At 70.9% G+C, this 24794-nt stretch carries 19 protein-coding genes; 18 read left to right on the top strand and 1 reads right to left on the bottom strand.

Annotation, left to right across the window (positions count from 1 at the left end; translation table 11 throughout):
* Window positions 1-15: 15 nt before the first annotated feature.
* Window positions 16-1032 (bottom strand): rod shape-determining protein, encoded by a 1017-nt coding sequence (locus AOK03_RS21590; protein ID WP_107098055.1) that lies wholly within the window; start codon window positions 1030-1032, stop codon window positions 16-18.
* A gap of 144 nt (window positions 1033-1176) precedes the next feature.
* Between AOK03_RS21590 and folC the strand changes: the two genes are divergently transcribed.
* The 18 genes from folC to obgE all read left to right on the top strand — a co-directional run bounded on the left by folC (window position 1177) and on the right by obgE (window position 24691).
* Window positions 1177-2739: a bifunctional tetrahydrofolate synthase/dihydrofolate synthase gene (gene folC, locus AOK03_RS21585; RefSeq protein WP_055566965.1), complete on the top strand. Its 1563-nt coding sequence runs from the start codon at window positions 1177-1179 to the stop codon at window positions 2737-2739.
* 6 nt (window positions 2740-2745) lie between these two features.
* Window positions 2746-3111 carry a DUF4233 domain-containing protein gene (locus tag AOK03_RS21580; protein ID WP_055566961.1) on the top strand — a complete coding sequence of 122 codons (366 nt, stop codon included), beginning with the start codon at window positions 2746-2748 and terminating at the stop codon, window positions 3109-3111.
* 71 nt (window positions 3112-3182) lie between these two features.
* Window positions 3183-3596, top strand: coding sequence for a nucleoside-diphosphate kinase (gene ndk, locus AOK03_RS21575; protein WP_055566960.1), 414 nt, complete (start codon window positions 3183-3185; stop codon window positions 3594-3596).
* A 302-nt stretch (window positions 3597-3898) separates the two neighbouring features.
* On the top strand, window positions 3899-4918 hold the full coding sequence (locus tag AOK03_RS21570) for a rod shape-determining protein (protein WP_030362602.1): 1020 nt from the start codon (window positions 3899-3901) through the stop codon (window positions 4916-4918).
* Between the two features lie 145 nt (window positions 4919-5063).
* The gene (gene mreC / locus AOK03_RS21565; protein ID WP_055566959.1) at window positions 5064-6020 is read left to right on the top strand and encodes a rod shape-determining protein MreC; all 957 of its coding nucleotides are present in this window, start codon (window positions 5064-5066) and stop codon (window positions 6018-6020) included.
* A 12-nt stretch (window positions 6021-6032) separates the two neighbouring features.
* Entirely contained in the window at window positions 6033-6704 is a 672-nt protein-coding gene (gene mreD / locus AOK03_RS21560) for a rod shape-determining protein MreD (RefSeq protein ID WP_055566958.1), read from the top strand.
* Between the two features lie 95 nt (window positions 6705-6799).
* Window positions 6800-8974, top strand: a complete 2175-nt coding sequence (gene mrdA / locus AOK03_RS21555) for a penicillin-binding protein 2 (RefSeq protein WP_055566957.1) — start codon at window positions 6800-6802, stop codon at window positions 8972-8974.
* A complete protein-coding gene (gene rodA / locus AOK03_RS21550; protein WP_055566956.1) occupies window positions 8974-10167 on the top strand; it encodes a rod shape-determining protein RodA in 1194 nt (397 codons plus the stop codon). The genes mrdA and rodA overlap by 1 nt, the downstream gene beginning before the upstream one ends.
* Before the next feature lie 49 nt (window positions 10168-10216).
* Window positions 10217-11782: a CYTH and CHAD domain-containing protein gene (locus tag AOK03_RS21545; protein ID WP_055566955.1), complete on the top strand. Its 1566-nt coding sequence runs from the start codon at window positions 10217-10219 to the stop codon at window positions 11780-11782.
* A gap of 50 nt (window positions 11783-11832) precedes the next feature.
* Window positions 11833-13758: a TIGR03960 family B12-binding radical SAM protein gene (locus AOK03_RS21540; RefSeq protein ID WP_055566954.1), complete on the top strand. Its 1926-nt coding sequence runs from the start codon at window positions 11833-11835 to the stop codon at window positions 13756-13758.
* A 13-nt stretch (window positions 13759-13771) separates the two neighbouring features.
* Window positions 13772-14317, top strand: coding sequence for a GNAT family N-acetyltransferase (locus AOK03_RS21535; protein WP_341845818.1), 546 nt, complete (start codon window positions 13772-13774; stop codon window positions 14315-14317).
* A 6-nt stretch (window positions 14318-14323) separates the two neighbouring features.
* Window positions 14324-15490, top strand: a complete 1167-nt coding sequence (locus AOK03_RS21530; protein WP_425264396.1) for a hypothetical protein — start codon at window positions 14324-14326, stop codon at window positions 15488-15490.
* A 47-nt stretch (window positions 15491-15537) separates the two neighbouring features.
* Window positions 15538-16335, top strand: a complete 798-nt coding sequence (locus tag AOK03_RS21525; protein ID WP_055566953.1) for a TIGR03936 family radical SAM-associated protein — start codon at window positions 15538-15540, stop codon at window positions 16333-16335.
* Between the two features lie 234 nt (window positions 16336-16569).
* A complete protein-coding gene (locus AOK03_RS21520) occupies window positions 16570-20718 on the top strand; it encodes an Rne/Rng family ribonuclease (RefSeq protein ID WP_055566952.1) in 4149 nt (1382 codons plus the stop codon).
* A 222-nt stretch (window positions 20719-20940) separates the two neighbouring features.
* Window positions 20941-22293 (top strand): phospholipase D-like domain-containing protein, encoded by a 1353-nt coding sequence (locus AOK03_RS21515; RefSeq protein WP_055566951.1) that lies wholly within the window; start codon window positions 20941-20943, stop codon window positions 22291-22293.
* A 188-nt stretch (window positions 22294-22481) separates the two neighbouring features.
* Window positions 22482-22802 (top strand): 50S ribosomal protein L21, encoded by a 321-nt coding sequence (rplU, locus tag AOK03_RS21510; RefSeq protein ID WP_055566950.1) that lies wholly within the window; start codon window positions 22482-22484, stop codon window positions 22800-22802.
* 14 nt (window positions 22803-22816) lie between these two features.
* Window positions 22817-23074 (top strand): 50S ribosomal protein L27, encoded by a 258-nt coding sequence (gene rpmA / locus AOK03_RS21505; protein WP_055566949.1) that lies wholly within the window; start codon window positions 22817-22819, stop codon window positions 23072-23074.
* A 168-nt stretch (window positions 23075-23242) separates the two neighbouring features.
* On the top strand, window positions 23243-24691 hold the full coding sequence (gene obgE, locus AOK03_RS21500) for a GTPase ObgE (RefSeq protein WP_055566948.1): 1449 nt from the start codon (window positions 23243-23245) through the stop codon (window positions 24689-24691).
* The last annotated feature ends 103 nt before the right edge of the window (window positions 24692-24794 follow it).

The following is a 24794-nucleotide window of genomic DNA, read 5'->3' as shown; positions in this document are numbered from 1 at the left end:
CCCGTCAGCCCCCCCCTACGCCGCCGACATCACCCGCTCCAGCCCGTCGAAGTCCTCGACGCACTTCCCGCACCCCATCGCGACGCTGTCCAGCGGATCCTCGGCCACGAACACCGGTATCCCCGTCGCCGAGGCGAGCCGCAGGTCGAGCCCCGGCAGCAGCGCCCCGCCGCCCGTCAGCACGATCCCGTGCTCCATGATGTCGCCGGACAGCTCCGGCGGGCACTCCTCCAGGGTCGTCTTCACGGCCGCGATGATGTGCTCGACGGGCTCGTCGAGCGCGGCCCGCACCTCACGCGCCGTCAGGTCCAGCGTCTTCGGGAGCCCGCCCACCTTCTCCCGCCCCCGCACGGTGAACGTCCGCATCTCCAGGGCGTCCTCGCCCGGCACCGGCCACGCCGACCCGATGCCGACCTTGATGTCCTCGGCGGTGCGCTCGCCGATGAGCAGCGCGTGCTCCTTGCGGACGAAGTCGGTGATCGCCGCGTCGAGCCGGTCGCCGCCCACCCGCAGCGACTGGGAGGTGACGATGCCGCCCAGGGAGATCACCGCGACCTCGGTCGTCCCGCCGCCGATGTCGACGACCATCGATCCGCGGGGCTCGGCGACGGGCAGGCCCGCGCCGATGGCCGCCGCCATCGGCTCCTCGACCAGGTGCACGGCCCGCGCCCCGGCCCGCTGCGAGGCGTGCACGATCGCGCGCCGCTCGACGGGTGTGACACCGCTCGGCACGCAGACGACCATGCGGGTACGGGGCCTGCGCCCCGGCACGGCCTTGCGCACGAAGTGCCGGATCAGCTCCTCGGCCGCTTCGTAGTCGCTGATCACGCCGTCGCGCAGCGGGCGGATGGCGGTGATGGACCCGGGCGTCCGCCCGATGGTCTCCTTGGCCTCCGCCCCCACGGCGAGCACCCCGCTCTTGCCGCCCTTGTCCGCGCGCACGGCGACCACCGACGGCTCATTGAGCACGATCCCCTTGCCGCGCACGTAAAGGAGGGTGTTCGCAGTGCCGAGGTCGATACCTATGTCCATGATCGCCAAGTTTGCCCGGCGGCTTCCCGATCCGGAGGGACTAAGGTCCCGAATCGGACGGGCCGAAGGTCCCGACGAAGGTCCCGAGGCCCGAGGGGGCGGTCCGGACCGCGTGTGTCGGTGCCGCTCCGTAGACTGGCGTACGTGAGTGATCTCCCCCCGCGCGACGACCATGCCGACCGCCCCGCCGACGCCGACCCCTTCGACGAGATCGTCGATGCCGAGACGGACCGTCCCCAAGCTCTCGACTCCGCTCGAGCAGGGGAGACCCCAACCCCCGACCTCGCAGTGATCGAGGCGGGCAGCCGCACCCTGCGCACCCAGGCGGGCCCGCCCCAGAGCGATGTGCCCGCGCGCCCCACCGACCCGGAGGTGGACCGCGCGCTGCGTGAGGTGGAGACGGAGCTCGCGGGCCGCTGGGGCGAGACGAAGCTCGAGCCCTCCGTCCGCCGCATCGCCGCACTGATGGACGTCCTGGGCGAGCCCCAGCGTGCGTACCCCTCGATCCACATCACGGGCACGAACGGCAAGACGTCCACGGCCCGCATGATCGAGGCCCTCTTCTCTGCCTTCGAGCTGCGCACCGGGCGGTACACCTCGCCCCACGTCCAGTCGATCACCGAGCGGATCAGCCTGGACGGCGCCCCCATCGAGGCCGAGCGTTTCGTGGAAGCGTACGAAGACATCAAGCCGTACGTGGAGCTGGTCGACGCCAAGGAGGAGTACCGCCTCTCCTTCTTCGAGGTCCTCACCGGCATGGCGTACGCGGCCTTCGCCGACGCCCCCGTGGACGTGGCCGTCGTCGAGGTCGGCATGGGCGGCAGCTGGGACGCGACGAACGTGATCGACGGCTCCGTCGCCGTCGTCACCCCCATCGACCTGGACCACACGGACCGCCTCGGCAACACGCCGGGCGAGATCGCCAAGGAGAAGGCCGGCATCATCAAGCCGGACGCCACGGTGATCATGGCCCAGCAGCCGGTGGACGCCGCGCAGGTCCTCCTGAAGAAGGCCGTCGAGGTCGACGCGACGGTCGCCCGCGAGGGCCTGGAGTTCGGCGTCGTCGCCCGTCAGGTGGCGGTCGGCGGCCAGCTCCTGACGCTGCGCGGCCTCGGCGGGGAGTACGAGGAGGTGTTCCTGCCGCTGCACGGCGAGCACCAGGCGCACAACGCCGCGGTGGCGCTCGCCGCCGTCGAGGCGTTCTTCGGCATCGGCTCGCAGCACGCGCGCCCGCTGGACATCGACACGATCCGCAAGGCGTTCGCCACGGTCTCCTCGCCGGGCCGCCTGGAGGTGGTGCGCCGTTCGCCCACCATCGTCCTGGACGCCGCGCACAACCCGGCGGGCGCCCGCGCCACCTCCGCCGCGATCAGCGAGGTCTTCGACTTCAGCCGGTTGATCGGCGTGGTCGGCGCGAGCGACGACAAGGACGTGAAGGGGCTCCTCGAAGCCTTCGAACCGATCTTCGCCGAGGTCGTCGTCACACAGAACTCCAGCCACCGTGCGATGGACGCGGACGCGCTCGCCGGACTCGCCGTCGAGGTCTTCGGCGACGACCGCGTGCAGGTCGAGCCGCGCCTGGACGACGCGCTGGAGGCGGCGATCACCCTCGCCGAGGAAGAGGGGGAGTATGCGGGCGGCGGCGTCCTCGTCACTGGTTCCGTCATCACGGTCGGCGAGGCCCGACTGCTTCTGGGGAGAGGCTGATTTCCTGTGCGTACCCTCTGTGCTTCGACGCTGATCGGCGAGTTCTTCGTGATCGGCTTCGCGGGTCTGGTCGCCATGAAGGACGACGACCTGTCCATGGGCACGGTCTGGACGGTCTGCGGCATCGCGATGGTGCTGAGCCTCCTGCTCTGCGGGATGGTCACGCGGCCGGGCGGGGTGCAGCTCGGCTGGGCCCTGCAGGTCGCGCTGATCGCGAGCGGGTTCGTGGTGCCGACGATGTTCTTCCTGGGGGCGGTCTTCGCCGGGATCTGGTGGGCTTCGGTGCACTTCGGCCGCAAGATCGACGAGGCGAAGGCCCGCTTCGCGGCCATGGCGGACGGACAGCCGGAGGCCGGAGGTAACGCGGCGTAGCCGACCCCGGTATCGTGCGGCCCAATCCCACCTGATCGCAAAGATCGTACGAACACCCCTTGGAGCCGCACATGAGCCAGCGCACCCTCGTCCTGCTGAAGCCCGACGCCGTCCGTCGTGGCCTGATCGGCGAGATCATCGGCCGCATCGAGCGCAAGGCGGGCTGGACGATCTCCGCGCTGGAGCTGCGTTCGCTGGACCAGGACACCCTGGAGCAGCACTACGGCGAGCACAAGGGCAAGCCCTTCTACGAGCCGCTGGTCGCCTTCATGTCGTCCGGTCCCGTCGTCGCGCTCGTCGTCGAGGGCGAGCGGGTCATCGAGGGCGTGCGCGCGCTCGCCGGTCCGACCGACCCGATCGCCGCGGCGCCCGGTTCGATCCGCGGCGACTTCGGCTCGATCGTCCGGGAGAACCTGATCCACGCCTCGGACTCCGAGGAGTCCGCGGAGCGCGAGCTCAAGATCTTCTTCCCGGGTGTCGTCTAGCCCGACGTACAGCCTTCTGACCCCGGGTCAGAAGCGCGCTGTTCCAGCCAGGGGCGGCCGAAGGAATTCGGCCGTCCTTTGGCATATGCGCCCCAATTGGGGGAACCCGTGCCTCCGATGGCACGTCTCCAAGGGCGAGGCGGCCCATCATCTGCTGACAATGGCGAAGACCCTAGCGCCGTGTTCGCGCAGCCGAGACTACGATGGAAGCCTCCACTGCCACACAGCACCCACCTCGCCTACCTAAAAAGCCATCACACGCTCCACTAGGGAAGGCCAGACGCATCCTCATGGGGAACAACATGTCGTTCATCGGCCGTGACATGGCTGTCGACCTCGGGACCGCCAACACGCTGGTGTACGTCAGGGGTCGGGGGATCGTACTCAACGAGCCGTCCGTCGTCGCGATCAACACCAACACCGGTGGCATCCTCGCGGTCGGCGCCGAAGCGAAGAAGATGATCGGGCGCACGCCCGGCAACATCGTTGCCGTGCGTCCGCTGAAGGACGGCGTCATCGCCGACTTCGAGATCACCGAGCGCATGCTCCGCTACTTCATCCTGAAGATCCACAAGCGGCGCTACCTCGCCCGCCCGCGTGTCGTCGTCTGCGTGCCCTCCGGCATCACGGGCGTCGAGCGCCGCGCCGTCATCGAGGCCTCCTCGCAGGCCGGCGCGCGCCAGGTGCACATCATCGAGGAGCCCATGGCCGCGGCCATCGGTTCCGGCCTGCCGGTCCACGAGGCCACGGGCAACATGGTGGTGGACATCGGTGGCGGCACCACCGAGGTCGCGGTCATCAGCCTCGGCGGAATCGTCACGGCACAGTCGATCCGCGTCGCCGGCGACGAGCTGGACAACGCGATCATCCAGCACATCAAGAAGGAGTACTCCCTCCTCCTCGGCGAGCGCACCGCCGAACAGATCAAGATCACCATCGGCTCGGCGTACGACATGGACGCCGACGAACACACCGAGATCCGCGGCCGGGACCTGGTCTCCGGGCTGCCCAAGACCGTCGTCATCTCCGCCGCCGAGGTCCGCAAGGCCATCGAGGAGCCGGTCAACGCGATCGTGGACGCGGTCAAGACCACCCTCGACAAGTGCCCGCCCGAGCTGTCGGGTGACGTCATGGACCGCGGCATCGTTCTCACCGGTGGCGGCGCCCTGCTGCGCGGCCTCGACGAGCGGCTGCGCCGGGAGACCGGCATGCCGATCCACATCGCCGAGGACCCGCTGGACAGCGTGGCGCTTGGCTCCGGAAAGTGTGTCGAGGAGTTCGAGGCGTTGCAGCAGGTGCTGGACGCCCAGCCGCGCAGATGATCTGACGCGCGAAGATCCGCCGTACGAGTGCCTGCCAACTCGTGCGGCGGATCGTTGATATAGAGGCAAGGCACGACAATTCCCCCGAAGCCCGTGGATCCCGCAGACTCCACGGAATCCGATTGAGGAAGGCACGCCGCCGCACGTGAGGGACACACGAGAGAGCCGGCTGCTCCTGGTGCTGCTGGTAGCCATCGCGTTCGCTTTGATCACGGTGGACATCCGCGGCGGCGAGGACTCACCGGTCGACGGTGCCCGCCAGGCCGCCGCCACCGTCTTCGGGCCGGTCGAGGAGGGCATGTCCTCCGCCGTCGACCCGATCGGCAACGCCATCGGCGCGGTGCGCGACTCCGGTGAGCGCCACAACCGCATCGCCGACCTGGAGCGCCAGAACGCCGCGCTGAAGGCCAAGCTCGGCAGCGACGACCGCAACCGCAGCCGGGTGCGCCAGCTCGACAGCATGCTGAAGACGGCGGGCGCCGGGCAGTACGGCATCAAGGGCGCCGAGGTCATCGGCATAGGAGCGGCCCAGGGCTTCTCCTGGACCGTCACCATCGACGCCGGCGCCAACGACGGACTCAAGCGGGACATGACCGTCCTGAACGGCGACGGCCTGGTCGGCCGCGTCACCACGGTCGGCCCGAACACCTCGACCGTCCTGCTCGCCAACGACCCCGACTTCACCGTCGGCACCCGCATGGAGAAGACCGACGAGCTCGGCTTCGCGACCGGACAGGGCGACCGTCCGCTCTCCGTCCAGCTGCTCAACGGCAAGGCCAAGGTCAAGAAGGGCGACCGCCTGGTGACCTTCGGCTCGCGCAAGGACAAGCCGTTCGTGCCGGGCGTCCCGGTCGGTGAGATCGTCCGCGTCGACCCCTCGGGCGGCGACCTCACCCGCAACGTCTACGTGAAGCCGTACGTCGGGTTCACCAAGCTCGACATCGTCGGTGTCGTCGTCGAAGCGCCCCGCGAGGACCCGCGCGACACGGTCCTGCCGAAGAAGCCCGAAAAGCCCAAGCCGACCCCGACGGTGACCGTCACGGCCACCCCGTCGGGCCAGCCCCCGGCGGACGGCGCCGACAACGGCAACGACGAGCAGTAGGAGACCGGACTCATGCGCTTCAACCGAATCCTGCTGTCCGCCACCCTCGTCGTCGTCGCCCTGGTCGTCCAGGTCAGCGTCCTGGCCCGGCTCCAGCTGCCGGGTGCGGTCCCGGACCTCGTCCTGCTCACCGTCCTCGGACTCGCCCTGGTCTACGGCCACGTCGGCGGCGCCCTCGTCGGCTTCGGCGCGGGCCTCCTGGCCGACCTGGCGCCGCCCGCCGACCACGCCGCCGGGCGGTACGCACTGGTGCTCTGCGTCATCGGCTACCTCGCGGGCCTCGCCAAGCCCGACGGCGGCCGGCTCCGCTCCGCCACCGGGCCGCTCGTCGTGGTCGTCGGCGCCGCCATCGGATCGACGCTGCTGTACGCGGGCGTCGGCTCCCTCGTCGGCGACACCGCGGCCCGCCATGTGGGCCTGGTCGGGCTCCTGTTCACCGCCGCGCTCTACGACCTGCTGCTCGCGCCCTTCACGGTGCCGCTGATCATCGCGCTGGCCCGGCGCGCCGACAACGACCCGCTGGGGGAGAGTTCACCGGCCAACAAGGCGGCCGACGTCTCCGCCGGCTGGCTCTCGTCCGGCACCGGACTGCGCATCGGCAACCAGCGCGGCGGCCTGCGGGCGAAGGCGGCCAAGGCCCGCGTCGCCCGCGCCGGACGCATCAAGGGGGTCAAGCGCCTGTGAGCGCCACTCAGTCGGCCCCGCACGGGGCTGCGCGAACGCACAGCTTGGGCGTGTACACGTACTACCCGTACGCACACTGAGAGGGGGAGGCACCAGTGACCAACATCCCCGAGACGGGACGGACCCCACGGGTCCAGATCCGCCTCGTCATCATCCAGATCCTCGTCGTCTCCCTCCTGCTCACCCTCGGCGGCCGCCTCTGGTACCTCCAGATCCGCAACGGCGACGAGTACGCGGAGGAGGCCTCCGGCAACCACGTCCAGCAGGTCGTCCAGCCGGCCGTGCGCGGTTCGATCCTGGACGCCCGCGGCGTGCCGATCGCCGACAACGAGACCCGGCTCGTCGTCTCCGCGTCCCGCACCGACCTGATGAAGATGAAGGACGACGGCAAGGCGGTCCTCACCAAGCTCGCCGACGTCCTGGACATGAAGCCCGAGGACGTCGAGGGCAAGGTCCGCCTCTGCGACGCCAAGACGCCGCAGCCCTGCTGGAACGGCTCGCCGTACCAGCCCATCCCGATCACCGACGAGGCCACGCCCAAGCAGGCCCTGCAGATCCGCGAGCGCTCCGAGGACTTCCCCGGCATCACCGCCGAGCCCACGGCCGTCCGTCGGTACGCCGCCCCCGGCAAGTCCAACACCGCCCAGGTCCTCGGCTATCTCTCGCCCGTCACGGACGAGGAGATCAAGAAGGCCGAGAACAGCGATTCGCCGTTCCTCCGCTCCGACCAGGTCGGCCGCTCCGGCCTGGAGCGGACGTACGACAAGCAGTTGCGCGGCAAGGCGGGCGTGACCCGGTACGAGGTCGACAACCTCGGCCGCGTCATCGGCGAGGCCGAGTCCGACGACGCGAAGCCCGGTGCGAACGTCGTGACGAGCATCGACGCGCGCGTGCAGGCCGTCTCCGAGTACTGGCTGAACGACGCGATGAAGAAGGCCCGCCACGAGTTCGACAAGAACACCGGCGAGAACTACAAGGCCGACGCGGGCGCCGTCGTCGTCATGGAGAACAAGACCGGACGCATCGTCTCCATGGCCTCCAACCCGACGTACGACCCGAACGCCTGGGTCGGCGGCATCTCCGGCAAGGACTACTCCCGGCTCACCGGCAAGCAGTCCAACTACCCGCTGCTGAACCGCGCCATCCAGGGCCAGGCGGCGCCCGGCTCCATCTTCAAGGTCATCCCGACGACCGCGGCGGTCCGGGCCGGATACCGGTTCAACGGCCGCTACCCGTGCCCCAGCTCGTACTCCATCGGCGGCCAGACCTTCAAGAACTTCGAGTCCAAGGGCCACGGCTCCATCACCCTCGGCCAGGCCCTCGAGGTCTCGTGCGACACCGTCTTCTACAAGCTGTCGCACGACCAGTGGGCCAAGGACGGCGGCAACAAGCCCAAGAAGGACCCCAACGACTGGTTCTACCGCACCGCCCACGAGTTCGGCCTCGGCAAGGAGACCGGCATCGACCTCCCGAACGAGGTCGCCGGCCGCGTCCCCGACCGCCAGTGGAAGAAGGACTACTGGAAGGCCAACAAGGACGCCTGGTGCAAGCAGGGCAAGAAGGGCGGCGAGTACGCCGAGCGCATCGCGTACGAGAACTGCCTCGAAGGCATGAAGATGCGCGCCGGTGACTCCGTCAACTACTCCATCGGACAGGGCGACACCCTCGTCACGCCGATACAGATGGCGTCGATCTACAGCGCCATCGCCAACGGCGGCACCATGTACAACCCCACCGTCGGCAAGGCGATCATCAGCGCCGACGGCAAGCAGGTCGAGGAGATCGCGCCGAAGTCGCACGGCAAGCTGCCGATGGACGCGGCGCTCCGGAAGGACATAGACGGTGCCCTCGCGGACGTCGCGACGCGCGGTACGGCCGCCTGGCGGTTCCAGGGCTGGCCGCAGGACAAGATCCCGATGCACGCCAAGACGGGTACCGCCGAGGTCTACGGCAAGCAGACCACCTCGTGGTTCGCGACGTACACCAAGGACTACTCGATCGTCATGACCATCGCCCAGGGCGGTACGGGTTCCGGTGCCTCGGGACCCGCCGTCCGCAAGATCTACAACGCGATCTACGGCCTGGACGACGACGGCAAGCAGGACCTGAGGAAGGCCCTCCTGCCCGAGCCGGAGAAGAACCTGCCGAAGATCGAGACCGACGGCTCCATCGACGCCCCGAAGATCAAGCCGTACAAGCCCGAGGCGCCCAAGCCGCCGGCCGGGGAGCAGGAGCTGGCCGGTGCCCCGGCCAACTGGAGGCGTGACTGATGACCGGCAGTGGCTTCTCCGTCTCCGGGTACGGCCCGGAGCGCTCCGGGATGTCGCGGCTCCTCGCCCGCGACTCGGTGGTGCGCAGGCTCGACTGGGTGATACTGCTCTGCGCCCTCGCGCTCTCCGTGATCGGCTCCGCGCTCGTCTACTCGGCGACCCGCAACCGCACGGAACTCGTCGGCGACGACCCGTACGCCTTCCTGGTCAAGCACATCATCAACGTCGGCGTCGGCCTGGCCCTGATGGCGGCCACGATCTGGCTCGGCCACCGCACGCTGCGCACCGCGGTGCCGATCCTCTACGGCGTCTCGGTCTTCCTGGTGCTGCTCGTCCTGACCCCGCTCGGCGCGACCATCAACGGCGCCCACGCCTGGATCGTGATCGCGGGCCAGTCGCTCCAGCCGTCCGAGTTCTGCAAGATCACGATCATCCTGGGCATGGCGATGCTGCTCGCCGCCCGCGTCGACGCGGGCGACAAAGAGCACCCCGACCACCGCACGGTGCTGCAGGCCCTCGGCCTCGCCGCCGTGCCGATCATGATCGTCATGCTGATGCCCGACCTGGGCTCGGTCATGGTCATGGTGATGATCGTGCTCGGCGTCCTGCTGGCCTCCGGCGCCTCCAACCGCTGGGTCCTCGGCCTGCTCGGCGCCGGGGCCCTCGGCGGTGTCGCCATATGGCAGCTCGGCATCCTGGACGACTACCAGATCGCGCGCTTCGCGGCCTTCGCCAACCCCGCCCTCGACCCGGCAGGCGTCGGCTACAACACCAATCAGGCCCGCATCGCCATCGGTTCCGGCGGCCTCACCGGCACGGGCCTGACCAAGGGCTCCCAGACCACCGGCCAGTTCGTCCCCGAACAGCAGACCGACTTCGTCTTCACCGTCGCGGGCGAGGAGCTCGGCTTCGTGGGCGCGGGCGCGATCCTGGTCCTGCTCGGCATCGTCCTGTGGCGGGCCTGCCGCATCGCCCGCGAGACCACCGAGCTCTACGGCACCATCGTGGCCGCCGGAATCATCGCGTGGTTCGCCTTCCAGGCCTTCGAGAACATCGGGATGACCCTCGGCATCATGCCGGTCGCGGGCCTTCCGCTGCCCTTCGTCTCCTACGGAGGCACATCGATGTTCGCGGTCTGGGTGGCGGTCGGGCTGCTCCAGTCGATCAAGGTGCAACGACCGATGTCGGCCTAGGGCTGCCGCAGGCATGTTTGCCTTCGTCTTTCGCGTCTAGATTCAGTTCATGGCGGAGACGAAGCGCGAGATCGAGCGGAAGTACGACGTCACTGCGGGCACCGAGCTGCCCGACCTCTCCAGGGTCACCGGGGTCGCGGACGTCGTGGACAGAGGCACGGCGGAACTGGACGCCGTCTACTGGGACACCCCCGACCAACGTCTCGCCGCGGCCTCGATCACGCTGCGGCGCCGCACGGGAGGCCACGACGCGGGCTGGCACCTGAAGCTCCCGGTGTCGCTCGCTGAGGGCGTGCGGGACGAGGTCCGGGCGCCGCTCTCCGAAGCGGTGCCGCGGGCGCTGCGCGGTCTCGTGCGGGCCCGGGTGCGCGAGGCCGAACTGGTGCCGCTGCTGCGCCTGGAGACCTCGCGCCACGTGCGCCACCTCGTCGACGAGGAGGGCGCCCTGCTCGCCGAGGTCAGCCTCGACGCGGTGCGGGCGGAGCGGTGCGCCCCCGGCGGGGAGCGGATCGGCTGGTCCGAGCTGGAGGTCGAGCTCGCCGACGACGGCGACCCGAAACTCCTCGACAAGGTCGACAAGAAGCTCCGGAAAGCGGGCGTACAGCGCTCGATGTGGTCCTCCAAGCTGGGCCGGGCGCTGCGGACGACGGCGCCGCGGGACCCCGGGACCCAATGGACCGACGAGGAGGGCACGGGCCACGCCGTCGTCCACCTCGAGGACGACACCCCCGTCACCGCGGGCGACCACGTCCTCACCCACCTCCGCGCCCAGCGCGACGCCCTCGTCTCGCTCGACCCCGCCGTCCGCCGCGACCTGCCCGACTCCGTGCACCAGATGCGGGTCGCCACCCGCCGGATGCGCAGCGCCTTCAAGTCGTACCGGAAGATCCTCGACCGGACCGTCACCGACCCCGTCGGCGACGAACTCAAGTGGCTCGCGGCAGAGCTGGGCGTCGACCGCGACCGGGAAGTCCTCACCGAGCGGCTCACCGGCCGCATCGGCGCGCTGCCGAGGACCCTCCTCCTCGGCCCGGTGCGCGGACGGCTGCGCATCTGGACCGTGGCCCGCCGCGCGGGCTCCCGGCGCAGGACGGTCGCCGTCCTGGACGGCAAGCGCTACCTCGCCCTCCTGGACAGCCTGGACGCCCTGCTCGCCGCGCCCCCGCTGCGCTCCGCGGCCACCGCGCCGCCGGAGAAGGCCCTGACCACGGCGGCCCTCAAGGACTACGCCCGGCTGGCCACCCGCGTCGAGCACGCCCTGGACCTGCCCCCGGGCCACGAGCGCGACCTGGCTCTGCACGACGCCCGCAAGGCCGCCAAGCGCGCCCGGTACGCGGGCGAGGCGGCGACCCCCGCGCTCGGCAAGCCCGCCAAGCGGTTCGCCAAGCGGATGAAGTCCGTGCAGAAGGTGCTCGGCGACCACCAGGACAGCGTCGTCGCGCGCGAGGCCCTGCGCGCCCTCGCCATCCAGGCGCATCTGGCCGGGGAGTCCGCTTTCACCTGGGGCCTGCTGTACGGCCAGGAGGAGGCGGCGGGCAGGGACCGCGAGCGCGAGCTGCCCGAGGTGTGGGCCGAGGCGTCCCGGGCGAAAGTGCGGTCGGCGCTGGGCGCCTGAACGCCGGGGTACGCTTGATGGTCACCCCTGCCAGCTCATGAAGGTTCGCGATGTCTGCCGAATCGGTCTTCCCACAGCTCGAAGCTCTGCTCCCGCATGTGCAGAAGCCCATCCAGTACGTCGGCGGTGAGCTGAACTCCACCGTCAAGCCGTGGGAATCCTGCGATGTCCGCTGGGCGCTCATGTACCCGGACGCGTACGAGGTGGGGCTGCCCAACCAGGGCGTCATGATCCTCTACGAGGTCCTCAACGAACGCGAGGGCGTGCTCGCCGAGCGCACCTACAGCGTGTGGCCGGACCTGGAGGCCCTGATGCGTGAGCACCAGGTGCCGCAGTTCACCGTCGACTCGCACCGCCCGGTCGGCGCGTTCGACGTCTTCGGCCTGAGCTTCTCCACCGAGCTCGGCTACACGAACATGCTCACCGCCCTGGATCTCGCGGGCATCCCGCTGGAGGCCAAGGACCGCACCGTCGAGGACCCGATCGTGCTCGCGGGCGGTCACGCCGCCTTCAACCCCGAGCCGATCGCCGAGTTCATCGACGCCGCGATCATCGGCGACGGCGAGCAGGCCGTGCTCGACATGACGGAGATCATCCGCGCCTGGAAGGCGGAGGGCCGTCCCGGCGGCCGCGAGGAGGTCCTCTTCCGCCTCGCCAGGACCGGCTCGGTCTACGTCCCGGGGTTCTACGACGTCGAGTACCTCCCGGACGGCCGCATCGGCCGCGTCGTGCCCAACCGCAGCGGCGTGCCGTGGCGCGTGTCCAAGCACACCGTCATGGACCTCGACGAGTGGCCCTACCCCAAGCAGCCCCTCGTCCCGCTCGCCGAGACCGTCCACGAGCGCATGTCCGTGGAGATCTTCCGCGGCTGCACCCGGGGCTGCCGCTTCTGCCAGGCCGGCATGATCACGCGTCCCGTGCGGGAGCGAAGCATCACCGGCATCGGCGAGATGGTCGACAAGGGTCTCAAGGCGACCGGCTTCGAAGAGGTCGGCCTGCTCTCGCTCTCCTCCGCCGACCACAGCGAGATCGCCGACGTCGCCAAGGGCCTCGCCGACCGGTACGAGGAGGACAAGATCGGCCTGTCCCTCCCCTCGACCCGCGTCGACGCGTTCAACGTGGACCTCGCCAACGAGCTGACCAGGAACGGCCGCAGGTCGGGCCTGACCTTCGCCCCCGAGGGCGGCTCCGAGCGCATGCGCAAGGTCATCAACAAGATGGTGTCCGAGGAAGACCTCATCCGCACCGTCTCGACCGCGTACGGCAACGGCTGGCGCCAGGTGAAGCTGTACTTCATGTGCGGCCTGCCGACCGAGACCGACGAGGACGTCCTGCAGATCGCCGACATGGCGACGAAGGTCATCCAGAAGGGCCGCGAGGCCTCGGGATCGAACGACATCCGTGCCACGGTGTCGATCGGCGGCTTCGTCCCCAAGCCGCACACGCCCTTCCAGTGGGCCCCGCAGCTGTCGGCCGCGGAGACGGACGCCCGCCTGGAGAAGCTCCGCGACAAGATCCGCGGCGACAAGAAGTACGGCCGCTCGATCGGCTTCCGCTACCACGACGGCAAGCCCGGCATCGTCGAGGGCCTGCTCTCGCGCGGCGACCGCCGCATCGGCGCCGTCATCCGCGCCGTCTATGAAGAGGGCGGTCGCTTCGACGGCTGGCGCGAGCACTTCTCGTACGAGCGCTGGATGCGGTGTGCCGAGAAGACGCTGCCCGAGGTGGGCGTGGACGTCGACTGGTACACCACGCGCGAGCGCACCTACGAAGAAGTGCTGCCCTGGGACCACCTGGACTCCGGTCTCGACAAGGACTGGCTCTGGGAGGACTGGCAGGACTCGCTCGACGAGACCGAGGTCGAGGACTGCCGCTGGACGCCGTGCTTCGACTGCGGCGTCTGCCCGCAGATGCAGACCGAGATCCAGATCGGCCCGACCGGCAAGAAGCTGCTGCCGCTCACGGTCGTGAAGTAGCGCCGGACCTCCGTTGCCCCGACTCGCCCCGCCCACCGGCCTGGTGCACCGCTCCTTCATCGCCGCGATGGAGGAGCTCCGGGCCGAAGGGCAGGGCGGGCCCGGCGACGACACGACGCTCGGCGCCGCCCTGCGCGACTACGGCACGCGATGGCGGGACCGTGCGGTCTTCGAGGCGTACGTCGCCGAGGTCCGCGCCGCCGCGCATCCCATCGCACCGCTCGCCGTCCCCGTCACGACCCTCTGGTACGTCGACGGCGCCGACTACGTGGGCCGCATCTCCGTCCGCCACACCGTCGCCACCCGCTTCCTGCGCGAGTACGGCGGCCACATCGGCTACGACGTCAGGCCCACCGCCCGACGCCGCGGCCACGCCACCGACATGCTGCGCGCCTGCCTCCCGCACGCCGCGGGACTCGGCCTGGAATCCGTCCTGGTGACCTGCGACACCGACAACATCGGCTCGCGCAAGGTCATCGAGGCGGCGGGCGGCACGTTCGAGGACGAGCGCAGCGGGAAACTGCGGTACTGGATCCGAACCGGCGTCCCGCGCGTCTAGGACAGCATGGACCTGGAAAAACGGCCCGACGGGCAGGTCGGGCAGCCCGTGACGCCTGCGCGGCCGACAGTGCCCGCGCAGCCCGCGCCGCCCGCCGAGCCGCCCGTGCAGCCCATGGCGCCCGCGCAGGCCGAAGGCTGTCTCGCCGTCGCGATCCGCATCCCGGTGCGCATCGTCGTGCTCGTGCTCGTCGTCCCCGTGCGCCTGGTGTGGGACGCGCTCGCCGTGTGCGGCCACTTCCTGTACCGCAACGCGCTGCGGCCCGTCGGCCGCGGTATCGGCGCCGTCCTGACGTGGCTGTGCAAGGCGGTCTTCGTGTGGCCGTGGGTGGCCCTGTGGCGGTATGTGCTCGTGCCGATCGGCAAGGCCCTCGGATGGCTGGGCCGCACGCTGTTCGTCGTCCCCCTGGCGTGGCTCTACGCGCGCGTGCTGACCCCGATCGGACACGGCATCGCCTGGCTGGGCCGGGTCCTGCTCGTCATCCCCGCCGCATGGCTCCACGCGCACGTGCTGCGGCCGCTCGGGCACGGCCTCTGGGTCTCCCTGGTGTGGCTGGGCAAGGCCGTGTTCGTGTGGCCGTGGGTGGGGCTGTGGCGGTACGTGGTCGTGCCGGTCGGGGTCGGGATCGCCTGGCTGGTGCGGACGCTGGTCGTGGTGCCCGTGGTGTGGCTGTACGAGGCCGTGCTGACGCCGCTCGGACACGGCGTCGCGACGCTCTTCCGCTGGGTCTTCGTCGTGCCCGTCGTCGCCCTGTGGCGCTGGGTGCTCGCCCCCGTCGGGCGGGCGATCGCCGTCGTCGCGCGGGAGATCGGCGACGCCTTCGGACACGCATGGCGCATCGCCGGGCACGTTTCCCTCGTCGTGGGCCGCTTCCTCGGCACCCTCCTTCGGTGGATCTTCGTCGAGCCGGTGCGCTGGGCGTACCGCTCGGTGCTCACCCCCATCGGGCACGTCGTCCGCGACGCGGTGTGGCGCCCCGCCGCCGCGGCCGCCCGCGGCGTCGGCCGCACCACGCGCCTCGCCCTCGCCTCGGCCCGCGGCAGCATCCGCCAGGCACGGGCCGACGTACGACGCATGCTCTTCGGGGCACCGCAACCCGTGGCCCGGCGGGAACCCGACACGCCGGAGGCACGTACTCTAGGCAGTAGTACGACCGCACTCATGAAGGACTGACGACACTGGGCAAGCGACAGCCCGTAGGCCCGCCGCCCGCACCCGCGGTGCAGCGCATCCGACTGCGCTACACCAAGCGCGGCCGCCTCCGGTTCACCAGCCACCGTGACTTCCAGCGCGCCTTCGAGCGTGCGCTGCGCCGCGCCGAGGTGCCCATGGCGTACTCGGCGGGGTTCACCCCGCACCCCAAGGTGTCGTACGCCAATGCCGCACCCACCGGCACGGGCAGTGAGGCCGAGTACCTGGAGATCGCGCTCACCGCACCGCGCGACCCGGACAAGCTCCGCGAGCTCCTCGACGAGTCGATGCCCGCCGGGCTCGACATCGTCGACGCCGTCGAGTCCCGCACCTCGGGGCTCGCCGACCGGCTGACAGCCTCCGTCTGGGAGCTGCGCCTGGACGGCGTGGAGCCCGCCACGGCGCAGCACGCCGCCGAGCGGTTCACGGCCGCGGAGCAGGTCGAGGTCCAACGCCGCACGAAGAACGGCATGCGCACCTTCGACGCACGCGAGGCCGTGGTGAGCCTGGCGACGGTCGACAGCGGACTCCCCGCTGACGACGCTGATAGGCCGACCGACAAGCCCTGTGCGATACTGCGGCTGGTTGTTCGGCACGTGACACCTGCCGTACGACCTGACGACGTCCTGTCCGGTCTCCGAGCTGTGGCCGACCTGGCGCCGCCGGTCCCCGCAGCGGTGACCAGGCTGGCGCAGGGGCTTTTCGATGAAGAGACCGGCACGGTGACCGACCCGCTCGCGCCCGACCGCGAGGCAGACACGGCCGCTCCACCCACGGCCGCCGTACCTGCCGCCGCGAAGGCGCCGGCGCCGGAAGGCCCCCGTTAAGGACGTACGTCACCGCGCAGCCCTCGTACTCGGGAGCCACCTGGGTCGGGCAGCGCACTGACCGAGACTTTCGCCAGGCCGTCCGCACATGGGCGTACGGAACCGGCGAGACAAGACATAGAGCTCCCGTGCGGCGCCCACGCCCCCGGATGGCGGCCCCGCGCACCTAGCGCGAGCCGTGGACATCACCGGACCAGGCGCGGCGCCCGGGAGCGTGACGGGAGAACCGCCCGCATGCTTGAGCCGAACGAACCCACTGAGGGCTCGGACAACAACACCCCCAGCGACACCCTGCCGCCGCGCCGCAGGCGCCGCGCCGCGTCGCGTCCGGCGGGCCCGCCGACGGGCGCCGCCGAAGCCGCCGCTCCGGCCATACCGGCCGCCCCCGCCGCCGAAGAGGCTCCCGCCGCCGAGGCCGAGGAGACCGCAGCAGCACCTGAGGCCGTCGAGGCCCCCGCGCCGCGTGCGCGCCGTCGTGCGACCCGTCGCGCCTCCGCTCCCGCCGGTGCGCCGCAGGCCACCGAGGCGACGGAGCCCGCCGCGGGCGCCGCCCCCGCGCCTGCCGCAGAGGCGGAGCCCGCGCAGGAGGAGGAAGCCGCCGAGGCCGCGGAGGCTGCCCCCGCGCCGCGTGCGCGCCGCCGTGCGACCCGTCGCGCCTCGGCCCCCGCCGGTGCGCCGCAGGCCGCCGTCGAGGAGACTCCCGCGCAGACTCAGCCGGTCGCCGAGGAGACTCCCGCGCAGGCTCAGCCGGTCGCTGAAGAGGACGCGCCGAAGGGTCGTGCGCGCCGTCGCGCCACCCGTGGCACCTCCGCCCCCGCCGGGGAGCCGCAGGCCGCCGTCGAGGAGACCGCTGCCGCCGTCGAGGAGACTCCCGCGCAGGCTCAGCCGGTCGCCGAGGAGGACGCGCCGAAGGGTCGTGCGCGCCGTCGCGCCACCCGCGGCGCCTCCGCCCCCGCCGGTGCGCCGCAGGCCGCCGAGCAGGAGGTGGCCGCGGAGCCCGCCGAGCAGCCGGCCGCCGAGAAGGCACCGGCCGAGAAGGCTCCCGTCGAGGAAGCCGCCGCCGACACCGCCGAGGACGACGCGCCCCGTGGCCGTCGCCGCCGCGCCACCCGCAAGGCCGCGGCCACCGGATTCTCCGCGCCGTCCGCGCAGAAGGCCCGCAAGGCCCAGCGCGCCGAGGAGTCCGGCGAGGACAGCGGACGCAAGGCCGCCCGCCCCGCCGTCGCCGTCTTCCAGGCCCCGGTCTTCGCCGAGCCGATGTTCCAGACCCCGGAGCGCGCCGCCGCGGCGGCCGCCGCCGAGGCCGCCGAGGAGACGCCCGCCGAGCCCGCCCCGGTCGCCGAGGAGGAGACGACGCCGCGCCGTCGCCGCCGCCGTCGCGCCGCGGACGAGCAGCCCGCGGCCGCCGAGGAGCGCGAGCCCGTCAAGGCCGCCGCCGAGGAGCCGCAGGCCGAGGAGCCCGAGGAGGCCGCCGCCGAGCAGGCCGAGTCCGACGACGACACGGAGGAGTCCGGCGAGCGCCAGGGCCGCCGTCGCCGTCGCGGTGGCCGCCGCCGTCGCCGCGGTGACTCCGCCGACCAGGACAGCGAGCAGAACGACGCGTCGGGCGAGTCCGACGACACCGCCGCCGAGCAGGCGGAGCGGTCCGACGAGGGGGCGTCCGACGCCGCCGAGCAGGACGCAGAGGAGTCCGAGGACGCCGAGGACTCGGCCGCGGAGTCCGGCGGGTCCGGCTCCAGCAGCAGCCGTCGCCGTCGCCGTCGCCGCCGTCGTGCCGGTGACTCCGCCGAGGGCGAGCCGGGCGACGGCGACCCGGAGCGTACGGTCGTCAAGGTCCGGGAGCCGCGCAAGAAGGAAGAGCGCGAGCCCGGCACCGGTGCCGACGAGGTCCAGTCCATCAAGGGCTCGACCCGTCTGGAGGCCAAGAAGCAGCGCCGCCGCGAGGGCCGGGAGCAGGGTCGCCGCCGCGTCCCGATCATCACCGAGGCAGAGTTCCTGGCCCGCCGCGAGGCCGTCGAGCGCGTGATGGTCGTCCGTCAGAACGGCGAGCGCACCCAGATCGGCGTCCTTGAGGACAACGTGCTCGTGGAGCACTACGTCAACAAGGAGCAGGCCACCTCGTACGTCGGCAACGTCTACCTGGGCAAGGTCCAGAACGTGCTGCCGTCCATGGAGGCCGCGTTCATCGACATCGGCAAGGGCCGCAACGCCGTCCTGTACGCCGGTGAGGTCAACTTCGAGGCGCTCGGGATGGCCAACGGCCCCCGGCGCATCGAGTCCGCCCTGAAGTCCGGCCAGTCGGTCCTCGTGCAGGTCACGAAGGACCCGATCGGCCACAAGGGCGCCCGTCTGACCAGCCAGGTCTCCCTGCCGGGCCGCTACCTCGTGTACGTGCCCGAGGGCTCGATGACCGGCATCAGCCGCAAGCTGCCCGACACCGAGCGCGCGCGTCTGAAGACCATCCTCAAGAAGATCGTCCCCGAGGACGCGGGCGTCATCGTGCGCACCGCCGCCGAGGGCGCGAGCGAGGACGAGCTGCGCCGTGACGTCGAGCGTCTGCAGCAGCAGTGGGAGGACATCCAGAAGAAGTCGAAGGCGGCCTCGACGAGCTCGCCGAGCCTGCTGTACGGCGAGCCGGACATGACCGTCCGGGTCGTCCGCGACATCTTCAACGAGGACTTCTCCAAGGTCATCGTCAGCGGTGACGACGCCTGGCAGACGATCCACGGATACGTCTCGCACGTCGCCCCCGACCTGGCGGACCGCCTCTCCAAGTGGACGTCCGAGGTCGACGTCTTCGCGACGTACCGGATCGACGAGCAGCTCGCCAAGGCCCTGGACCGCAAGGTCTGGCTGCCGAGCGGCGGCTCGCTGGTGATCGACAAGACCGAGGCGATGATCGTCGTCGACGTCAACACCGGCAAGTTCACCGGGCAGGGCGGCAACCTCGAAGAGACCGTGACGAGGAACAACCTCGAAGCGGCCGAGGAGATCGTGCGCCAGCTGCGGCTGCGCGACCTGGGCGGCATCGTCGTCATCGACTTCATCGACATGGTCCTGGAGTCGAACAGGGACCTGGTCCTGCGGCGCCTCCTGGAGTGCCTGGGCCGGGACCGGACCAAGCACCAGGTCGCCGAGGTCACCTCGCTCGGCCTGGTCCAGATGACCCGCAAGCGCGTCGGACAGGGCCTGCTGGAGTCCTTCTCCGAGACCTGCGTCCACTGCAACGGCCGTGGCGTCATCGTGCACATGGAGCAGCCGACCTCCGTCGGTGGCGGCGGCAAGCGCAAGAAGCGTGGCCGTGGCGGCTCGGACCAGCAGGACCACGGTCACGAGCACACCCACGAGGTGGAGTCGGCCGACGGCTCCGCCGAGCCGGAGACCGAGACGGCGGCCGAGGTCGCCGCCGAGACGGCCGCTCCGGTGGCGCTGCCCGAGCCCGAGTTCGTCGCGGACGAGGAGCTCTACAGCAGCGCGGCCGAGGCCGAGGCCGCCATGTCGTCCCGTGGCCGTTCGCGGCGTCGCGCGACGCGTCGGGCGTCGGCTCCCGCGGGTGCTCCCCGCGCGGAGACCGCTCCCGTGGAGGAGGCCCCGAAGGCCGACGCTCCCAAGGGCGACGCCCCGAAGAGCGCGAAGAAGTCGGGCAAGAAGGCCAAGGCCGCCGAGAAGGCGGAGCGGGCCGAGAAGGCGGCGGCCGAGGTCCCGGTCGTCGAGTCCGAGGTCGCGCGCACCGAGGCCCCGGCCGTCGAGGACCCGATGGTGGGCACCCCGGCTGCCGTCGAGGCGGCGCACGAGGCGGAGGCCAAGGCCGCTCAGGCTCCGGCCGCTCCTGCGGACGACGCCGCGCCGAAGGGACGTACGCGCCGTCGTGCGGTCCGCAAGGCGACGTCGCCCGCCGGTTCGCCGAAGGCCGCGGAGCCCGAGGCCACCGAGGTCGTCGTGGCGGAGGCGCCGAAGGCGGAGCAGGTCGCCGAGCCGGTGACCGAGCCCGTGGCCGAGGCGCCCGTCGCCGACGCCGCGCCGCCGCGTCCGCGTCGCCGTGCGGTGCGCAAGGCCACCGCGCCGACCGCGTCCGCCGACGCGGCCGTCACGGTGGTCCCGTCGGCGGAGAAGCCCGCTGACAAGGCCGCCGAGAAGCCCGCCGAGAAGGCCGTGACGGAGACCGAGGCGCCCGCCGAGGAAGCCGCTCCGGCCAAGAAGACGGCGCGCAAGACGGCGGCCAAGAAGGCGCCCGCGAAGAAGACGGCCGCCAAGAAGACCGCGGCCAAGAAGACGGCCGCCAAGAAGACGACGGCCAAGAAGGCGACGAAGGCGACGGCGAAGAAGGCCGCGGCGGCGGAGCAGACGCCGTCCGGTGTCTCCGCGAGCGCCGACGAGGCCTGACCCCTTCGCACGACGGTGCCCCCTGCAACGGCGTTCGCGCCGGGCAGGGGGCACCGCTGTGTCCGGCAAACGGGTCACTTAAGCCCGAAAGCGTGAAGTGGGACGCCCCGGCCTTGGAGGCCAAGGGTGTACCTGTAAAACTCATGAGGTCTGATAAATGAACAGGGGCGCAAGCACGTGTTTGGGGAGACGGCGTGCCCGCGCCCGGGGGAGGGATGACTGATGGCGCACGGGCGCCTGAGAGGCACGGGACGACACCGTGCGGTGAAGCCGGTCAAGGGCGGTCGACAGGCGGTGGCGCTGGCCACGGTCCTTTCGGCGGCGGGGATCCAGGCCGCGGGCTCCGTGGGGACCGCGTCGGCGGACGCCGGGCCGACCTGGACGGAAGGGCCGATCTTCAACGACCCGAAGGGCGACGTCGAGGGGCAGTACGCGATCCGGGCCCGCCTGATCGAGCTGACGAACTCCGCGGTGCCGGGCTCGACGATCAAGGTCGCGGTCTACCACGTGTGGGAGGCCTCGGTCGTCAACGCGCTCGTCGACGCCAAGAACCGCGGCGTGCACGTGCAGATGCTGCTCGACGAGACCAGCAAGAGCGACCGGCCCACGAACACCTCGTACAACACGCTGAAGACGGCGCTCGGCACGGACAGGACCAAGTCGTCGTTCGTGTCGCTCTGCCCGACCGGGAAGTCCTGCCTGGGCGATCCGCGGTACGGCAAGTCGATCATGCACAACAAGTTCTGGCTGTTCTCGGAGGTCGAGGGCGCCAAGGACGTGGTCGTGCAGACCACGTCGAACTCGACGCCGTCGGCGCACACCAAGTTCTTCAACGACGCGCTGCTGCTGCCGAACAACCCCGCCATGTACGACGCGTACGCGGACTACTTCACCGACATGCTCGGCAAGCGCTGGGCGGACTGGGACTACCGCACGGTCAGCAGCGGCCGCTACAAGGCGTACTTCTTCCCGCGCAACGGCACGGTCAACGAGACCGACACCATGTACTCGGTCCTGAACAACGTGAAGTGCACGTACAAGGACAGCGCGGGCACCACGCAGCACACCAAGGTCCGCGCCGCGATCTTCAAGATCACGCGGAAGCAGATCGCCGACAAGCTCGTCTCGCTGAAGAAGGCCGGCTGCTCGGTGAGCATCCTGTACGCGGAGACGGACAGCGCCAAGAGCCAGAACGGCACCCCGGGCACCTGGGAGCAGCTGCACAAGACGGGCGGCCCGTCCATGCGCTGCTACAACGACGACCGGGACCCGCTGCACCCCGGCACCCGCCTCACGACGCCGTACATCATCCATTCGAAGTACCTGCTGGTCGACGGCGTGTACGACGGCAAGCGGAACAAGGTCTCCTTCACCGGCTCGCAGAACTACACGGCGCCGGCGCTCCGCGAGAACGACGAGGCGATCGTCAAGATCGACGACGACTCGGTGCACGACACGTACCGCTCGCACTTCGACCGCACCCGGGCCGTGGCCTGGCCGGGCAGCGCCGACAAGACTGACCTGTGCAAGGGCGTCAAGCCGCTGCCGCCGGACGGCGAGAATCCGGTCACGTGACCGGGGGGTACGGGGCCGGTTTGACCCTTCCGGGGCGGCCCCGTAACCTTGACCGTCGGCGTGTTCCTATGCGCGCCCGCCCCCTGTAAACCTTTTTCCTCTTCTGATCCAGGTCATGAGAGAGGCCGTTCCGCTTGCGCGGGCGGCTGGACTGCGGGGGTCCCGTTCCGAGCGAGAGAGAGATCCGCGTGTACGCCATCGTGCGCAGCGGTGGTCGCCAGCACAAGGTTGCTGTCGACGACATCGTTGAGGTTGACAAGATTTCCACTGCCAAGGTTGGCGACACGGTCGAGCTCTCGACCCTGCTCGTTGTCGACGGCGACGCTGTGACCAGCGACCCGTGGGTGCTGGCCGGCATCAAGGTCCAGGCCGAGGTCGTGGACCACCACAAGGGCGCGAAGATCGACATCCTTCGCTACAAGAACAAGACCGGCTACCGCCGTCGTCAGGGTCACCGTCAGCAGTACACGGCGATCAAGATCACCGGCATCCCCACGGCTGCGAAGTAAGGGACTGAGACAAGATGGCACACAAGAAGGGCGCATCGTCCACTCGGAACGGGCGCGATTCCAATGCTCAGCGGCTCGGCGTGAAGCGCTTCGGCGGTCAGGCCGTCAACGCCGGTGAGATCCTGGTCCGCCAGCGTGGCACCCACTTCCACCCGGGCACGGGCGTCGGCCGCGGCAAGGACGACACCCTGTTCGCGCTGGCCGCGGGTGCGGTGGAGTTCGGTACCCACCGTGGCCGCAAGGTCGTGAACATCGTTCCGGTCGCCGTCTGAGTCCGTCTTTCTGACTGACTGGGCGCTCGTCGAGCGAGTTCTGCGAGGGCGGACCTCTCTTCCCGTTGATCGGGAAGCAGGTCCGCTTTTCGCGTGTTACAGATAAGACATTTCCGCACGCCCCCTCTGCCTTGAAGGCGTGGGGGGACCCCCAGGAGGCACCGAACCATGACCACCTTCGTGGACCGCGTCGAGCTGCACGCCGCCGCGGGTAACGGGGGCCACGGCTGTGCCTCCGTCCACCGTGAGAAGTTCAAGCCGCTCGGCGGTCCCGACGGCGGGAACGGCGGCCGGGGCGGTGACGTGATCCTGGTCGTCGACCAGGACGTCACCACGCTCCTCGACTACCACCACAGCCCGCACCGCAAGGCCACCAACGGCCAGCCCGGCGCCGGTGACAACCGCTCCGGCAAGGACGGCCAGGACCTGGTCCTGCCCGTGCCGGACGGCACGGTCGTCCTCGACAAGCAGGGCAACGTCCTCGCGGACCTGGTCGGCCAGGGCACCACCTTCGTCGCGGGCCAGGGCGGCCGCGGCGGCCTCGGCAACGCGGCGCTCGCCTCCGCCCGCCGCAAGGCCCCCGGCTTCGCGCTCCTCGGCGTGCCGGGCGAGGAGCGGGACGTCGTCCTCGAACTCAAGACCGTCGCCGACGTGGCCCTGGTGGGCTACCCGAGCGCGGGCAAGTCCTCGCTGATCTCCGTGCTGAGCGCGGCGAAGCCGAAGATCGCGGACTACCCCTTCACGACCCTGGTCCCCAACCTCGGCGTGGTGACCGCGGGGTCGACCGTCTACACCGTCGCCGACGTGCCCGGCCTCATCCCGGGCGCCAGCCAGGGCCGCGGCCTCGGCCTGGAGTTCCTGCGGCACGTCGAGCGCTGCAGCGTGCTCGTGCACGTGCTCGACACGGCGACCCTGGAGTCCGACCGCGACCCCGTCTCCGACCTCGACGTGATCGAGGCCGAGCTGCGGGAGTACGGCGCGGGCCTGGAGAACCGGCCGCGCATCGTCGTCCTCAACAAGATCGACGTGCCGGACGGACAGGACCTCGCCGACCTGGTCAGGCCCGACCTGGAGGAGCGCGGCTACCGCGTCTTCGAGGTGTCGGCCGTCGCCCACAAGGGCCTCAAGGAGCTCTCCTTCGCCCTCGCCGAGCTGGTCGGCGAGGCGCGTGCCGCGAAGCCGAAGGAGGAGGCGACCCGCATCGTCATCCGCCCCAAGGCCGTGGACGACAGCGGCTTCACGGTCACCCGCGAGGACGCCGACGGCGAGCCGCTGTACCGCGTGCGCGGCGAGAAGCCGGAGCGCTGGGTGCGCCAGACCGACTTCAACAACGACGAGGCCGTCGGCTACCTCGCGGACCGTCTCAGCCGCCTCGGCGTCGAGGAAGAGCTGATGAAGGCGGGCGCCCGCAACGGCGACGGCGTCGCCATCGGCCCCGAGGAGAACGCGGTCGTCTTCGACTGGGAGCCGACCATGATGGCCGGCGCGGAGATGCTCGGCCGCCGTGGCGAGGACCACCGCCTCGAAGCGCCCCGCCCGGCCGCACAGCGCCGCAGGGACCGCGAGGCGGAGCGGGACGAGGCCCAGCGGGCGTACGACGACTTCAAGCCCTTCTAGCACGCGCTGCCGGGACGGCCCGGATACACCTGGATCCGGAACACCTGGATACGGACGAGACGAGAAGGGCCCCGGAGCTTTCAAAGCTCCGGGGCCCTTCTCG

This window comes from Streptomyces atriruber (assembly GCF_001418325.1).
GTDB lineage: Bacteria > Actinomycetota > Actinomycetes > Streptomycetales > Streptomycetaceae > Streptomyces > Streptomyces atriruber.
Note: the sequence above shows the minus strand (reverse complement) of the source record. Positions and strands in the feature narration are given on the sequence as shown.